At 69.3% G+C, this 15,542-nt stretch carries 14 protein-coding genes and 1 tRNA gene; 7 read left to right on the forward strand and 8 right to left on the reverse strand.

From position 1 onward, the window contains the following. The first annotated feature begins 52 nt into the window (after window positions 1–52). The 3 genes from G6N08_RS13990 to G6N08_RS14000 all read left to right on the forward strand — a co-directional run bounded on the left by G6N08_RS13990 (window position 53) and on the right by G6N08_RS14000 (window position 2,570). A tRNA-Val gene (locus G6N08_RS13990) sits at window positions 53–127 on the forward strand. Between the two features lie 145 nt (window positions 128–272). Then, a complete protein-coding gene (locus G6N08_RS13995) occupies window positions 273–1,412 on the forward strand; it encodes an epoxide hydrolase family protein (protein WP_163758217.1) in 1,140 nt (379 codons plus the stop codon). Between the two features lie 138 nt (window positions 1,413–1,550). Continuing rightward, entirely contained in the window at window positions 1,551–2,570 is a 1,020-nt protein-coding gene (locus tag G6N08_RS14000; protein ID WP_246216844.1) for a cobalamin biosynthesis protein, read from the forward strand. Here G6N08_RS14000 and G6N08_RS14005 read toward each other — a convergent pair. Genes G6N08_RS14005 through G6N08_RS14015 form a run of 3 tightly spaced genes read right to left on the reverse strand, consistent with a single transcriptional unit; the run spans window position 2,503 to window position 4,509 of the window. Then, entirely contained in the window at window positions 2,503–3,324 is an 822-nt protein-coding gene (locus G6N08_RS14005; protein ID WP_163758221.1) for an SURF1 family cytochrome oxidase biogenesis protein, read from the reverse strand. The genes G6N08_RS14000 and G6N08_RS14005 overlap by 68 nt on opposite strands. Continuing rightward, complete coding sequence (locus tag G6N08_RS14010; protein ID WP_371869062.1) at window positions 3,324–3,803, reverse strand: low molecular weight protein-tyrosine-phosphatase; 480 nt, start codon at window positions 3,801–3,803, stop codon at window positions 3,324–3,326. The genes G6N08_RS14005 and G6N08_RS14010 overlap by 1 nt, the downstream gene beginning before the upstream one ends. A 46-nt stretch (window positions 3,804–3,849) precedes the next feature. Continuing rightward, window positions 3,850–4,509, reverse strand: coding sequence for an HAD-IA family hydrolase (locus G6N08_RS14015; RefSeq protein WP_246216761.1), 660 nt, complete (start codon window positions 4,507–4,509; stop codon window positions 3,850–3,852). An 85-nt stretch (window positions 4,510–4,594) separates the two neighbouring features. On the opposite strand from G6N08_RS14015, the gene cobC reads away from it, so the two are divergent. Genes cobC through G6N08_RS14035 form a run of 4 tightly spaced genes read left to right on the forward strand, consistent with a single transcriptional unit; the run spans window position 4,595 to window position 8,602 of the window. After that, window positions 4,595–5,638 (forward strand): Rv2231c family histidinol phosphate aminotransferase CobC, encoded by a 1,044-nt coding sequence (gene cobC / locus G6N08_RS14020; RefSeq protein WP_163758223.1) that lies wholly within the window; start codon window positions 4,595–4,597, stop codon window positions 5,636–5,638. After that, on the forward strand, window positions 5,635–6,768 hold the full coding sequence (locus G6N08_RS14025) for a Nif3-like dinuclear metal center hexameric protein (RefSeq protein ID WP_163758225.1): 1,134 nt from the start codon (window positions 5,635–5,637) through the stop codon (window positions 6,766–6,768). Before cobC ends, G6N08_RS14025 begins: the two co-directional genes overlap by 4 nt. Next, complete coding sequence (locus G6N08_RS14030; protein ID WP_163758227.1) at window positions 6,768–7,502, forward strand: zinc ribbon domain-containing protein; 735 nt, start codon at window positions 6,768–6,770, stop codon at window positions 7,500–7,502. Before G6N08_RS14025 ends, G6N08_RS14030 begins: the two co-directional genes overlap by 1 nt. Next, window positions 7,502–8,602 (forward strand): bifunctional RNase H/acid phosphatase, encoded by a 1,101-nt coding sequence (locus G6N08_RS14035; protein ID WP_163758229.1) that lies wholly within the window; start codon window positions 7,502–7,504, stop codon window positions 8,600–8,602. Before G6N08_RS14030 ends, G6N08_RS14035 begins: the two co-directional genes overlap by 1 nt. Before the next feature lie 72 nt (window positions 8,603–8,674). On the opposite strand, the gene G6N08_RS14040 is transcribed toward G6N08_RS14035, so the two are convergent. The 5 genes from G6N08_RS14040 to G6N08_RS14060 all read right to left on the reverse strand — a co-directional run bounded on the left by G6N08_RS14040 (window position 8,675) and on the right by G6N08_RS14060 (window position 15,494). Continuing rightward, on the reverse strand, window positions 8,675–9,514 hold the full coding sequence (locus G6N08_RS14040; protein ID WP_246216762.1) for an MOSC domain-containing protein: 840 nt from the start codon (window positions 9,512–9,514) through the stop codon (window positions 8,675–8,677). A 58-nt stretch (window positions 9,515–9,572) separates the two neighbouring features. Continuing rightward, window positions 9,573–10,802, reverse strand: coding sequence for a cytochrome P450 (locus G6N08_RS14045; protein WP_170301283.1), 1,230 nt, complete (start codon window positions 10,800–10,802; stop codon window positions 9,573–9,575). 65 nt (window positions 10,803–10,867) lie between these two features. Next, window positions 10,868–12,595: an N-acyl-D-amino-acid deacylase family protein gene (locus G6N08_RS14050; RefSeq protein WP_163758231.1), complete on the reverse strand. Its 1,728-nt coding sequence runs from the start codon at window positions 12,593–12,595 to the stop codon at window positions 10,868–10,870. A gap of 9 nt (window positions 12,596–12,604) precedes the next feature. Beyond that, window positions 12,605–13,795: an amidohydrolase family protein gene (locus G6N08_RS14055; RefSeq protein ID WP_163758234.1), complete on the reverse strand. Its 1,191-nt coding sequence runs from the start codon at window positions 13,793–13,795 to the stop codon at window positions 12,605–12,607. A gap of 199 nt (window positions 13,796–13,994) precedes the next feature. Further along, window positions 13,995–15,494: an aldehyde dehydrogenase family protein gene (locus G6N08_RS14060; RefSeq protein WP_163758236.1), complete on the reverse strand. Its 1,500-nt coding sequence runs from the start codon at window positions 15,492–15,494 to the stop codon at window positions 13,995–13,997. Window positions 15,495–15,542 lie beyond the last annotated feature (48 nt).

A 15,542-nucleotide genomic window follows, 5' to 3' on the forward strand; every position in this document is an offset into this window, starting at 1 on the left:
GTTGTGAATGGCCGCGCCCGGACCAGCCCGGTATTGGTAGCCTGCGCGGCACGGGCGCGTAGCTCAGTGGCAGAGCTCTGGTTTTACACACCAGCGGTCGGCGGTTCGATCCCGTCCGCGCCCACCACATCGGCCAGCCGCCGGCATGGCCGGCTTCCGGTATACCGGGTAGACGGTCGTCGCCGGGCAGCCCCGGGGAAGGCCCCGGCCGGGAGCACGGACGGGGGCGATGTCGGCCGGTCCGGGCCCGGCTGCGGGTGATGATGGACGGCATGTCCGAAGTGCGGCCGTTTCGCATCGACGTCCCCGATGCAATTCTCGACGACCTGCGAGCGCGTCTGGCGCGCACGCGCTGGCCGGACGCCGAATGCGTGGATGACTGGAGCCAGGGAATGCCGCTGGCTTATGCGCGTGACCTTGCCACGTACTGGGCCGACGAATACGACTGGCGGGCCCGGGAGGCCGCGCTGAACCGGTTCGATCACTTCATCACCGAAATCGACGGCCTGGACATCCATTTCATCCATCAGCGGTCGGCGCATCCGGACGCCTTCCCGGTGTTGATCACCCACGGCTGGCCCGGCTCGATCGTCGAGTTTCACAAAGTGATCGAGCCGCTGACCGATCCGACCAAATACGGGGGGCGCGCTGAGGACGCGTTCCACGTCATCTGCCCCTCACTTCCCGGATACGGTTTCTCGGCCAAACCGACCCGGACCGGGTGGGGCGTCGGCAGGATCGCGCAGGCCTGGGAGACGCTCATGTGCCGTCTCGGCTATCAGCGCTACGGCGCCCAGGGCGGTGACTGGGGTGCAGCGATCACCACGCAGATAGGCCGCAACCGCGGTCACTGCGTGGCCATCCACCTGAACATGCCGCTCGGCTGGCCGCCGGCGGGAGGTGTCGCCGATCCGAGCGAGGAAGAGCGGCAGGCGCTGGCCGCGTTGGCACACCACCGGCGTTGGGGTACGGGCTATTCCAAGCAGCAATCCACCCGGCCGCAAACGTTGGGCTACGGATTGGTCGATTCGCCGGTAGGGCAAATGGCGTGGATCGTCGAAAAATTCTGGGCGTGGACGGATTGCGACGGGCATCCCGAGAACGTGCTCAGCCGCGACGAGCTCCTCGACAATGTGATGGTGTACTGGGTAACCGGCACCGGCGCGTCGTCGGCGCGCTTGTACTGGGAGAGTTTCAACAGCTTCGCGACAGCAGGGCGGGTCGAGTTGCCAACCGGTGTCGCCGTCTTCCCCAAGGAAATCTTGCCTGCGCCGCGGAGCTGGTGCGAGCCGAACTACCACATCACCCGCTGGACGGCCATGCCGCGCGGTGGACACTTCGCCGCGTTCGAGCAACCTGAGCTATTCGTCGAGGACATCCGCGCGTTCTTCACCGATGTTCGCCGAGTGTGAAACGACCGACGCGACACGCCGATAATGCGTCGCGGGTTGCACATTCGTCACCTGGCCGCCGACGCTCAGGGCTCGCCTGCACGCGCGCAGACCGGCAGTCGCTGGCACTGGGTCCTCGTGCTGCGGACCGCACGGGCCGTGTGGGACGCTGCCGGGGTGTTTGGTGTGCGGGCAACCCGCCTCGCCGGGGTGCTGGCCGGGTATGTGGCTGATCTGCTGTTGGGCGATCCACAACGAGCTCATCCGGTCGCGCTGTTCGGCCGTGCGGCGGCGGTTTTAGAGCGAGTCACCTACCGCGACACCAGGACCGCCGGAATGGTGCACGTAGGTGTCCTGCTCGGCGCGCTGGGGCTGGCGAGTGTCGTGGTGCAGGGCAGCGCCGCACGACGTGGCCGGTGGTGTACAACTGCCGCCGCCGCGGTCGCGACCTGGGTATCGCTGGGCGGAACTTCGCTGACCCGCGCCGGACTGGCGATGGCGGACCTGCTCGACCGCGGCGATCTCGAGGCAGCGCGCAACCTGCTGCCCACGCTGTGCGGGCGCGTCCCGTCCAGCCTGGACGGTGCGGGCCTCACCCGCGCAGCGCTGGAATCGGTCGCGGAGAACACCTCGGATGCGCAGATCGCACCATTGCTGTGGGCGGCGGTCGGCGGCCTCCCCGCAGTGCTGGGATACCGGGCGGTGAACACCCTGGACGCCATGATCGGCCACCACTCGCCGCGCTACGCCCGATTTGGTTGGGCAGCTGCACGATTGGACGACATAGCCAACTATGCGCCGGCGCGGGCCACCGCGGCGCTGGTGGTGGCGTGCGCGCCGCTCGTCGACGGCTCGCGGTCGGGTGCGGTGCGGGCCTGGCGGCGTGACGCCGTGCGCCATCCCAGCCCCAATGCCGGCGTCGTGGAGGCAGCGTTCGCCGGGGCGCTGGGCGTGCAGCTGGGCGGGCCTACGCAGTATCGCCACGCACTGCAGCTGCGGCCCGTCCTCGGTCAGGGTCGGCGACCCACGGTCGCCGACCTTCGCCGCGCAGTAGCGCTGTCGCGGACGGTGCAAGCCGCCGCGGTCCTCGCACTGTGCGTCGTTCACCAACTCAGCGGCGTCGGCCGTAACGGTCGGCGAGCTTTTCCTCGACGGTCATCGCAGGCGCCTCGAGGGTAGCTGCCTTCGGCGCCGTCTCCCGGCGGTGGGCGCGGATTTCAGAAAACACGAAGTAGCCCAACCCGATCGGCGCGATGATGCCAAACGCGATCCACTGGATGCCGTACGACAGGTACGGTCCCGCATCCAGGCGCGGTACACCGACCACGCCCAGTCCGCCGGGCTGGTTGTCGACTAGTTGCAGATAGGATCCGGCCAGCGGAACTTTGGTCAGCGCCGCGACTTGATCGATATTGATCGAATAGACCTGTGGGAGACCGTCTGTGGAGAACGGCTCCTTACCCGCAACAGGCGGCTCAGAGTTGCGCAACCGCGCCGTAATGGTGACCGTCTGCTGCGGAGGCGGCGGGATCGGCGGCACCCGCGAGCCGCGGTCGGGGCGCACATAGCCACGGTCGACGAGCACAATAGGACCACCATCCACCGCGAACGGCGCCAGCACCTCAAAGGCGGGCTGGCCCTCGGCCACCCGCAACCGGGCCAGCACCGGCGTGCCGCCCAGGTAATGCCCGCGGGCTGTCACCTGCCGCCACTCCGCCTCCGGTGCTGACGAATCCTGCTGGGGGAGCAGCGTGTTCAAAGGCACCGGCGCGATATTCAAAGAGTGCTCGATGCGCTGGTTCTGCCGCGATGTCTTGGCGTTTTTTCCCAATTGCCAGGGCGCAAGCACAGTGAAACACAAGTACGTGAAAGCGATCACCACAACGGTCAGCGCCAGCCAGCCGGGCCGCAACATCAACGTCAAGCGACGCATTAGCGGTGTCCGTTTTCGGCCAGTCGTTCGTCAACCCAGTCGTGCAGGCCGGGCAGCGCCGCCTCGATGACGGTGAAAACCCGCTCGAAATCGTGGTGGTCGCCGTAATAGGGGTCGTCGACGTCGAGCGGGTAAGCACCCGAACGCGGGTCGAAAGACCGCAGCATCCGGATCCGCTCGGCCTCCACACCCATGTCTCGCAGCAGCCGAACATGATTGCGGCCCAGCGCGACCAGCAGATCGGCCGCCAGGTGCTCGCTATCAAGTTGACTGGCGCGATGCTCGGTGGGGTAGCCGTGGGCACGCAACACCCGAACAGCGCGCTCGTCGGCGCAGTTGCCGACATGCCAGCTGCCGGTACCGGCACTGCTGACCCGCACCGTGTCCCCCAGTCCACGCTGCCGCAATTGGTGGGCGAACATCTTCTCAGCCATCGGCGAGCGGCAGATGTTGCCGGTGCAGACGAAGGTGATGTGCAGTCGGGGGTCGTGCCGCCGGTGATGCGGCAGCGGCCGGTCGGTCGAATCAGACACCGAGCACCTCCCGAAGCTCGGCGACGGTGGCGGCGCGCGTCGGCTGGAGGTCGCCGTCACCGAAATCAGCGTGCCCGTAGCCCCAGCCCGCCACCACCGTGTCGATACCGTGTGCGGCCGCGCCGTCGACGTCGTGGCGGCGGTCGCCGACCATCAGCACCCGGTCGGGCAGCGGCTGCAGTTGGGCCAGCGCGTGGGCCAGCACCTCGGCCTTGCTGCTGCGGGAGCCGTCGCTGCTGGCCCCGGCGATGACCTCGAAGTGCCGGTCGAGCCCGAAGTGGGCCAGGATGCGCCGCGCGGTGGGCTCCGCTTTGGAGGTCGCGACCGCCATCCGCACACCGGCGGCGCCCAGGTCGGACAGCAGCTCCGCGATCCCGTCGTACACCCTGTTCATCGCCCAGCCGCGAGTTCTGTAGTCGGCCCGATACGCGGCCACTGCGGGGCCGGTGAGCTCGCCGAGTTTGAGCGCGGCAAACGTGTGGTGTGCGGGTGGGCCGACAACGCGAGCGACCAGGTCGCCGTCGGGCACCCGGGCTCCGACCTGGTGCAATGCGTGGCGGAAACTGGAGACGATCCCGTCCGCCGAATCGGTGAGAGTGCCGTCAAGGTCGAAGATCACCAACTGGGGCCTGTCTGCCGCAACGCCTGTCACCCCTCCATTGTCCGCGATGCGCCGGCCGGCGTCTGGCCACGCTCCCGACGCCGGGCAGTCCGGCGGGCCACTACTGTTTGACCTTGTGACGATTCTGAACTCCAGCCCGCCCGCGCCGCGATACCACGGCGATCAGGCCGCGGCGCCCGGACTGCTGGATTTCGCCGTCAACATCCGCCACGAGCGACCCCCGGCGTGGCTGACGCAGCGGCTGGCCGCCCGGCTGGTGGATCTGGCGCGGTACCCGGGCGGCGACGACGAGCGGCATGCGCGCGACGCCGTCGCCGCGCGCCATGGCCGCACCCGCGAGGAGGTCGTGCTGCTGGCCGGGGCGGCAGAAGGCTTTGCGTTGCTGCCCAATCTGGGTCCGACACGGGCCGCGATCATCGCGCCCTCGTTCACCGAGCCGGACACGGTGCTGGCCGCGGCGGGGGTGCCGGTTTGCCATGTGGTGCTGCGGCCACCATTCCGCCTCGCCGGCGCACGCCCCCCCGACGAGGCAGATCTCGTGGTGGTCGGCAACCCCACCAACCCGACCGCGGTGCTGCACAGCCGCGACGAGATTCTCGCGCTGCGCCGACCGGGCCGGATCCTGGTGGTCGACGAGGCGTTCGCCGATGCGGTTCCCGGCGAGCCCGAATCGCTGGCCGGTGACTCGCTTGGCGACGTGCTGGTGCTGCGCAGCCTGACCAAGACGTGGTCGCTGGCCGGATTGCGGGTGGGTTATGTGCTCGGCTCACCCGACGTGCTGGCCCGGCTGACCGCGCGGCGCGCGCACTGGCCGGTGGGCACTTTGCAGCTGACGGCGATCGCGGCCTGCTGCGCGCCGCGGGCGGTGGCCGCTGCCGCGGCCGAGGCAGCGCGGTTGACGCAGTTGCGCACACAGATGGTGGCTGGCCTGCGCTCGGTGGGTGTCGATGTGGTTGAGGGACGGGCACCGTTCGTCTTGTTCCGCGTGCCCGACGGTGAACTGATGCGAACTCGGCTGCGTGACAAGGGTATCGCGGTACGCCGGTGTGATACGTTCGTCGGGCTGGAAGGGGACTATTTGCGGGCTGCGGTGCGCGCGGAGTGGCCGCTGCTGGTCGAGGCGATCGCCGGGGAGTTGGCGAGTGGAGCCACCAGGTGAGTGTGCGGCTAGCCGAGGTGATCGGCGTGCTCGACCAGGCCTACCCCCCGCGGCTGGCCCAGTCCTGGGATGCGGTTGGCCTGGTCTGCGGAGACCCCGAGGATGTGGTGGAGTCGGTGACGGTTGCGGTGGACCCGACACCGGCGGTCGTCGACCAAGTCCCCGAGCGCGGCCTGCTGCTGGCCCACCACCCGCTGCTGTTGCGCGGGGTGCACACCGTGGCAGCCGACACGCCCAAAGGTGCGCTCGTGCATCGGCTTATCCGGACCAGGCGGTCCCTGTTCACCGCACACACCAACGCCGACGCTGCATCACCGGGGGTGTCCGACGCGCTGGCGCACACACTGGGCCTGACCGTCGAGGAGGTGCTCGATCCGCTGCCGGCGGGTGATCTCGACAAATGGGTCATCTACGTGCCGCCCGAGCACGCAGAAGCGGTGCGGGTGGCCGTGTTCGAGGCCGGCGCCGGCCACATCGGTGATTATTCGCACTGCAGCTGGAGCGTCACCGGTACCGGACAGTTCCTCCCGCACGACGGGGCGTCGCCCACAGTAGGCAAAGTGGGCGCCGTTGAGCGGGTGATCGAGGATCGCGTCGAAGTCGTCGCGCCCGCGCGGGCGCGGGCGCAGCTCGTGGCCGCGATCCGCGCCGCACACCCCTACGAGGAGCCGGCGTTCGACGTCTTCGCGCTGGCGCCGCTGCCCGGGGATGTGGGGCTGGGCCGGATCGGCTCGTTGCCGCACCCGGAACCGTTGCGGGCTTTCGTATCTCGGGTGGCAGCCGCATTACCCCCGACGTCGTGGGGAGTGCGCGCATCCGGCGACCCCGAGATGCCGGTGTCACGCGTGGCGGTGTGCGGCGGAGCCGGGGACTCGCTGCTGGCTACTGTGGCGTCCAGCGGTGTGCACGCCTACGTCACCGCCGACCTGCGCCACCATCCGGCTGACGAACATCGCCGGGCTTCGGATGTCGCCCTCATCGACGTTGCGCACTGGGCCAGCGAATACCCCTGGTGCGAACAGGCGGCCGAGCTGCTCAGGTCGGCTTTCGGCACGAAGCTGCCGGTCCGGGTGTGCGCCGTCCGCACCGATCCGTGGAACCTCGCAAACGAAATCCGGAGAGATCACTGATGAAAGCAGCTGTGGCACAGCAACGTTCGCTACTGGAGTTGGCGGAGTTGGATGCTGAGCTGTCCCGGATCCAGCATCGGCTCACCCACCTGCCGGAAAAACAAAACCACCAACGTGTACACGCCGAACATGCCGCCGCCAAAGACCGCTTGGCTTCCGCGCGAATCGCTTTGGCGGACTTGGATGCCGAAATTTCACGCGTCGAGTCGGAAATCGACGCGGTGCGCCGCCGCGAAGAGCGGGACCGCTCGTTGCTTGCCTCGGGCGCAACGGATGCCAAACAGTTGTCTGATCTGCAACATGAGCTGGAAACCCTGCAACGCCGCCAGGCCAGTCTGGAAGATTCGCTTTTGGAGATGATGGAGCGGCGTGAGGACCTGCAGGAACGCCAGGATACCGAATCGGCGGAGATCACCAAGCTGCAAGGTGAGCTGGCCAGTGCGCAGCAGGCGTTGGACGCCGCGCTGGCCGAGATTGACCGGGCCCGCCATCAGCGGGTGCTGCGGCGTGAGGAGTTGACCGCAGCGCTGGATCCCGAACTTGTCGCTCTCTACGAACGGCAGCGTGCCCGGGGAGGGCCCGGTGCCGGGGTGTTGGAAAACGGCCGGTGTGGTGCGTGCCGGATTGAAATCGGCCGGGGCGAGCTGGCGCGGATATCAGCAGCAGCCGAGGACGACGTGCTGCGCTGCCCGGAATGCAGCGCGATCTTGTTGCGGGTTAAGGACTTCGGTTAGTGAAAGTCATCGTCGAAGCCGATGGCGGGTCGCGGGGCAATCCGGGACCAGCTGGATACGGCTCAGTGGTGTGGACTGCCGACCACACCACAGTGCTGGCGGAGAGCAAAAAGGCGATCGGACGGGCCACCAACAACGTCGCCGAATATCGCGGCCTGATCGCCGGTTTGGAGGAGGCCGCGAGACTCGGAGCCACCGAGGTGGCGGTACTGATGGATTCCAAACTGGTGGTTGAGCAGATGTCCGGGCGCTGGCAGGTCAAGCACCCTGCTCTGGCGCAGCTGTATGCCCAAGCCCGCGAGCTGGCGTCGAAATTCGACCAAGTCAGTTATTCCTGGGTTTCGCGGGAACGCAATGCGTACGCCGATCGGCTGGCCAACGAGGCGATGGATGCCGCCGCTGTGGAGACACCCGCAGAGTCGATCGCAGAACCTGCGAAAACAGCGGCATCCCATACACCGTCACCGCCGGGGTGGACCGGTGCCCGTGGCACACCCACCCGGCTGCTGCTGTTGCGGCACGGCCAGACGAAGCTGTCGGTGCAGCGCCGCTATTCGGGTCGGGGTAACCCGGCGCTGACCGACGTGGGTTGGCGCCAGGCCGACGCGGCGGCACGCTACCTGGCGCGGCGCGGCGGGATCACGGCGGTGTTCAGCTCGCCGCTGCAGCGGTGTTATGACACCGCGGCGGTCGTCGCCAAGGCCCTGGGCCTGGATGTGGCGGTCGACGACGACCTGGTCGAAACCGACTTCGGCGCCTGGGAGGGGCTGACCTTCGCCGAAGCTGCCCAACGCGATCCTGAGCTGCATCGGCGCTGGTTGCACGACACCAGCATCCCGCCGCCGGGCGGTGAGAGCTTCGACAGCGTCTACGTGCGGGTGCGCCGGGCGCGCGACCGGATCAGCGCCGAGCGCGGCGGAACGAACGTGCTGGTGGTATCGCATGTGACACCGATCAAGATGCTGCTGCGCATCGCTCTGGACGCGGGACCGGGAATCTTGTATCGGCTGCATCTGGATCTGGCGTCGTTGAGCATCGCCGAGTTCTATCCCGACGGGGCATCGGCGGTGCGGCTGGTGAACCAGACCTTTCACCCGTGATTTACCCGTGATCCGGTTCTCGGTCATTCGGCGGCGATGCGGGCCGCGGAGCGGCGGGGCGCGGGCTCGCCACTATGCGCGGACTGGCTGTTCGTGCACGGTGACGGGGTCACCGGTGCGGATGAGGCCGGGGGTCAGTACCGTGAAATACGCTCCGGCGCAAGGCACTCGCCCAGAACCCGTGTCGACCCGGTTCTCGGCCAGGGGTATGCGCAGCGCGTGCGGGGCAGCCGGCAGCGCGCCGTGCTCGAGCGTGGGAACCGCGCACCGCGAGGTGGGTTTCAGGGCACGTAGCCGGGCTTCGCCGACGGTCAACTCTTTTCCTGTCCAGTTGTTTTCCGCGTAGGGTGGGAATCCGGGCGGTGTCGCGATCACCAGGTTGGGCCGGTAGCGCAACGCCTCCACGCCGATGCGCTCGACAGTGGCCGTCGTGATCGCGTGCAGCGGGGCCAGGTCGGTGAAGGAGTCGCCGGGAGTGGCTTGGGCGATCTCCAGAACGCGAGCGTCGACTTCGGCGTCCACGCCCAGTTCCAGCACGCACTCCGGGTCGGGTCGTTCCAAGGCGGCCCCTGGCGGGCGCGTGCTCACCATGCGCACCGGCCGACGCACGACGCGGCTGAGCAAATCGTCGGTCTCGGGTGCCTCGGCGGCCACACAGACTCCGTCGGGCAGCCGGATACGGACCGCTCCGGGGTCCCCGCTGGCGCGGCACTGCAGCAAATCCCGCCACAGCCGTGGCTGTTTCGCGCTGGCGACCCGCCCGGTCAGGCTGTCGATCAGCGCCAGCCGCCGATCTCCCACCACGCCGCGCTCGTCGACGACGACGCTGTCCACGTCCTCGCCGAGCATCGACTTCACCGGGTAGCGATGCAAACTCACCACCCGCATCTGCACCGCGGGGTCGACAGCCATCTCAACCCTGCCTACCACAGCGGCGGCCCCGACCGGGGGAGTAGGTGAGCTGCGCGGTCTACACCGGTGTGAACCGCACCGGCAGGGCGGTCGGCGAACGGAATGCCACGCCGACGACCCGCGGCGGCGGCGCTGCCGGGTCGAGCCGCAGATCCGGCACCCGGTCGAGCAGCGCGTTGATCGCGACGGCCGCTTCCATCCGGGCCAGGTGCATACCCAGGCATAGGTGCGGGCCGCCGCCGAACGTCAGGTGCGCGATGTTCTTACGGGCGGGGTCGAAGCGGTCCGGGTCCCGGTAGCGGGTGGGGTCGCGATTGGCGGCTGCGACGCTGACATTGACGTTGGTGCCCGCCGGGATCTCGACCCCGCCGAGCTCGCAGTCGCGCACTGTCCTTCGCATCACCGAGGTGATGGGCGGTTCCCAGCGCAGCCCCTCCTCGATGGCGCCGCGGACCATACCGCGATCCGCGCGCACCGCGTCCCACAGCGCCGGCTCGGTGAGCAGGGCGACCAGCAGGTTGCCCGAGGCCCGGTAGGTGGTCTCCACCCCGGCCGGCAGGATCAGCAGCAGGAACGCGAAGATTTCGGGGTCGGTGAGCCGGGCGCCGTCGATCTCCGATTCGGCCAGGGTGCTGATCAGGTCGTCCTGCGGTTCGCGCCGCCGCTGGGCGAGCACCCCGCCGAGATACTCCTTCAGCGCCGCCGACGCGGCGATACCGCGGTCCCAGTCGTAGACCACGTTGAGCAGCTCAATGGAAAGCCGCTGAAACCGCGGATAGTCCCGGCGGGGCAGGCCCATGATCCGTGCGATCACCTGCACGGGGAACGCGAAGGTGAATTCACGCACCAGCTCGGCGCGCCCGCGCGAAGCGAACCGATCGATGAGCTCGTCGACCACCACCTCCACCAGCTCGCTGCGCCAGCGCTCCAGCAGCGCCGCCCGGAACGACGGGGACACCAATGCTCTGCTGGCCCGATGTTCGCTGCCTTCGAGCTCGAGCAGGGTGCGGCCCATGACCGGGCCCATGATCTGCTCGTAGATCGCTGAGGAGAACGTCTCGGGGTGGGTGAGCACGGTCTGGCACTCGTCGTAGCCGAGCACGGTCACACCGTCGGCGCCCAGCTGCTGGCTCGCGGTTTCGCTGAACGGGCTGCCGAGCATGACGCGATGGCGCTCACGCGCCTCACGCAGCCGCTCATGCACGTTTTCGACCTGCATGAGCAGCCCCTGTTGCAGCTCTGCCGGGTCGAACTCGTCGAGATCCGGGCCGATAGCCGGGTGGGTCATCTCGCTCCTATCTCGATTGCCCGCCTCCTCCTCGGGCCGATCACGGCCCGCATCGTCCCGGGCGGCTAGCGCGCCCCGGCCGGCACGGTTTCGGTGTCGCGTCCGGAGCGCAGCACGGTGCCGGGAGTGGCGCCGGTGGCGACGCCATCGCGGCATACCTCGACACCGCCGACCCACACCGAGGTGATCCCGACGGCGTCGGCGACCAGCCGGGGGGCGCCGGCGGGCAAGTCATAGCGGGTGCGCTCGGGCCCGTGGTCGACGGTGGCCGGGTCGAACAGCACCAGATCGGCGTGCCAGCCGGGCGCGATCCGGCCGCGCTCGCGCAGCCCGTAGAGCCGCGCCGGCACGTCGGTAATCAGCCGCACCGCCTCCTCGAGGGTGACCACCCGGTGCTCCCGCACCCCGCGCCCGAGCAGCGAGGTCGTGTAGATCGCCCCGCACATCATGTCCAGATGCGCCCCGGCGTCTGAGCCGCCGATCACCGCACCCGGGTGGTGCCACACCTCGGCGCGCAGCTTCCAGTCGGCGAGATCATCGCCGGTCGGCGGCGGGGTCAGCCCGGTGCGCAGCTCATCGGCGATGACAATGTCGCACAGCGTGTCGAAGGGTGCACCCCCGCGGGCGGCGGCCACCTCGCCGACGGTGCGCCCGGTGGCGTCGGCGTTTTGCGGGGCGAAGGTTTCGGCGATGATCAGCCGCTCCCACTGCGCCAGGCCGCGCAGGATGCCGGCTGCTTCGGAGTGAGCGCCCTCGTTCATGCGCCGGCGCACCTGCGGGTCGGCGAGCGCCCGAAGCCGCTCGGGCACCGGCAGGTGCATGATGTCGCGCCAGCCCGGCAGACCGTCGAGCACGAAACCGGTGAGAAACGACAGCCGGATCGTCATGGCGTGCGGCAAGGTGAGCGCGACCACCCGCCCGCCCCGCTCGGCGGCCGCCTGCCAGGCGCGCAGCTGGCCCTGGTGCCCGGTGGGGTTGGCCGCCGACACCCCCAGCAGGTTCCAGTTCAGCGGCCGGTTCGCGGCCACCGACATGTCGGTGAGCAGCGCGATCTCCTCGTCGGTGAACCCGGACAGGCAGCCGGGGATGATCGCTTCCAGCGTGGTGCCCGGATGGTCGCGCAGGCTGCCCGCCAGCGCCACCAGCTCCTCGCGTGACGCGGCCCGCGACGGCACCGGATGCCCGGAGCCGTCGTTGTGGGTGTGCGACTGCGACGTCGAAAACCCCATCGCCCCGGCCGCCAGCGACTCGTGCAGCAGCGCCACCATCCGCCCGATGTGCTCAGGTGTCGCCGCGGCGCCGACCCCGTCCTCGCCCATCGCGGCCAGCCGCAGCGCCGAATGCCCGACCAGGAACCCGGCGTTGACGGCGGTGTGCCCGTCGAGCCGTTTGAGCCAGTCCCCGAACGAGGACCAGCACCAGTCCAGCCCGGCTTGCAGCGCCTCCAGCGGCATGCCCTCGACCCGGGCCAGCATACGGGTCAGGTACTCGTGCTGCTCGGGTGCCGCAGGCGCCAGCGTGAACCCGCAGTTGCCGCCGAAGACCGTGGTGACGCCGTGCTGCACCGACGGGCTGGCGGTTGGGTCCCAGAACAGCTGCGCGTCATAGTGGGTGTGCAAATCCACGAAACCCGGTGCCAGCGTAAGCCCTTGTGCATCAATGGTTTTCGACGCCAGCTCGTCGATGTCACCGACGGCGGCGATCCGCCCGTCTTGCACCCCGACATCGCCGCGGCGGGCGGGCGCGCCGGTGCCGTCGACAATTCGGGCGTCGCGGATCAGCAGGTCGAGCATCCCAACCCCCTAGATGGCGGCCAGCCAGCTGCTATCCGGCAGCGGATGGCGGAACAACTCTGCGGCGTTGCGGTGGGTGATGCGGGCCGCGTCATCAGCCGAGAGACCCGCGACATTGCGCGCGACCACCTCCTGGGTGTCCGGCCAGGTCGAATCGGCGTGCGGGTAATCACTTTCGACGAGGATGCGTTCGGCGCCGATGGCGTCCAGCGCCCCGAACGCGTGCGGGTCATCGATCGAGCAGAACCAGAAGTTGCGCCGCAGCACCTCGCTGGGCAGCAGCTCGGATGTCCAGGATCCGCCTTCGTGACCGGAGGCGGAGTGGGCGAGCACATAGTCGGCCCGATCGCCCAGCATCGCCGCCCAGCCCAGTCCGCCCTCGGCCAGCGTGATGTTCAGCCGCGGGAACCGCACCGGGATACCCGACCACAGCAGGTCGGTGCACGCGATCAGCGCGTTCACCGGGAACAGCGTGGTGATGGTTTCGAACGGGGTGTCCGGCGACGGGATCGGCGCCCACTGAGCGGATCCGGTGTGCAGGCACACGACCGTGTCCGTCTCCTCGCAGGCGGCAAAGAACGGATCCCATACCCCGGTGTGCAGGCTGGGCAGCCCGCACTGGGCGGGCAGCTCGGGGAAGCTCACCGCCTTGAAACCGCGGGCCGCGTTACGGCGGATCTCCTCGGCGGCCAGCTGAGGGTCGGCCAGCCACGGCAGCTGTAGTGGGATGATCCGCTCCGGGAAGCTGCCCGCCCACACCTCCAAATGCCAGTCGTTCCAGGCGCGCAGCGCGGCCAGGCCGAGCTCGGGGTCCTTGCTCTTCCAGAACACGGTCCCGGAGAAACCCGCGATCAGCGACGGAAAGTTCAGCGATGCCCAGATTCCGGCCAGGTCCATGTCGGCGATACGCGCCTTGATATCCCAACAGCCGCGGCGCATCTCGTCGAACCGGGCCGGCTCCATACTCCACTCCTCAAGGGGACGCCCGACCACCGCGTTGAGCCCGATGTTGGGGTATTCGCAGTCCTCGTAACGCCACACCTGGCGCCCGTCGCCGGTCTCGACGATTTTCGGTGCCCGCTCGGCCAGGGCAGCGGGGAGCCGGCCCTCGAACGTATCCGGTGGCTCGATGACGTGGTCGTCGACCGAGATAATGACATGTTTCCGCTGGCGGGGAGCCGGATCTGGCAACAGGGCCATATCTGATGACTATCGTCAGTTTTCGCTCGGTGTCAATGCTATTAATGCAATCAATGCAAAGATCGTGGGCGGCGCCGGCAAACAGCGGGCCGGAACGGTTCTGCAGATTTGCCGCACAACAGATTTGCGAGCCGGCGACGCCGTCGACGAGCCGGCCGCCGGTGAAGGGCGCGGCACGGCCGCCGGTGCGACGCGCCGGCTAGCTCGGCAGCGGGTGGCGCACGAATGTGCGCGGCTGGGTGAAGGCCCGGATCCCCTCCACACCCAGTTCCCGGCCCAAGCCCGACTGGCCCACGCCGCCGAACGGCAGGCGCGGATCTTGTGCCGCCATCCCGTGGCAGTTGATGCTGACTGTGCCGGCGACCAATTGCGCTGCCACCCGCTCGGCCAGCGCCTCATCCCCGCTCCACACCGACGCGGTGAGGCCGAAGTCGGTGGCATTCGCCGCGGCGACGGCCTCGTCGATACCGTGGTAGCCGAAGATCGGCAACACCGGACCGAACTGTTCCTCGGTGGCCAGCGCCGCATCCGGGGCGAGCCCGGTGACGACGGTGGGCAGCATGAAATATCCGCCGGTGTCCGCGTCGGCGTCGCGGATGCGCCCGGCGGCGCGGACTGTCGCACCGTGTGCCTCGGCGTCGGCGATGAGCGCCGCCACCCGGTTGCGCCCGGTGGCGGTGTGCAGGGGACCCAGTGTGGTCTCCTCGGCCAGCCCGTCGCCGACCACCTCGCGCTCGCAGCGGGTGAGCAGCGCGTCGGCCAGTTCGCCCACCCGGTTGGCCGGGGCGTAGAGCCGCTTAATTGCCATGCAGACCTGCCCGCCGGTGGTGTAGGTGGCCGCCATCAGCTGCTCGACAAGCTGGTCGGTGATGCTGATGTCCGGGGCGATGATGGCGGCGTCGTTGCCGCCCAGCTCGAGCAGGACCGGCGTGAGCCGGGCCGCGGCCGCCGCCATCACCGCGCGCCCGGTGGCGACCCCCCCGGTCAGCGAGATCACATCGATGCCCGGGTGGGTGACCAGCGCCTGGGCGATGTCGACGCCGGGACCCGCGAGCACGCTCACCACCCCGGCCGGCAGCGCCGCGGCGAACGCCGCGCCGAACTGCAGGGCGGCCAGCGGACACGTCGGAGGCACTTTGACGACGGCGGTGTTGCCCGCGGTCAGCGCCGAGGTCAGCTTGGTCATCATGACTGCGAGCGGCCAGTTGAACGGCAGCACCAGCGCCGCCACTCCGTAGGGTTCCCGCTGCAGCCGGGGATAGGGCGCGTGGGGGTCGATGCGCTCGGGTGCCAGCGCGGTTTCGGCCATCGAGCCGAGCACGGCGGCGATGGCCGGCGCGGTGTCGATTTCCAGGTTCGCTTCGGACAGCACCTTGCCGTGTTCGCGGGTGTACAACCGAGCGCCATCGCAATCGCGCAGCTGCTGGGCCGCCGCGGTCGCCGCGGCGCTGACGGCGGCGACCCGTTCGGCGACGCTGCGGGCGCGCCAGCCGGGCGCCGCCTGGCGCGCCGCCTGCACCGCGGCGTCCAGCTGGGCGCGGTCGGCGGCGGGGGCGGCACCGACGATTTCGGCCGGCCGCGCCGGATTGTGCACCGGATACGTTCCGGCGGCCCCCGGTTGCCGTGCGCCGCCGATCGTGAGCGCCGCCAGCGGTGTTGGGGACGTTTCCGAAGGTGCTTTCGAGGGTGCGCTCGTCATGACCGTCTCCTTTCCCGACAGCAGCCGGCACCCGTGCTGCTTGACCCG

This window comes from Mycobacterium botniense (assembly GCF_010723305.1).
Lineage (GTDB): Bacteria > Actinomycetota > Actinomycetes > Mycobacteriales > Mycobacteriaceae > Mycobacterium > Mycobacterium botniense.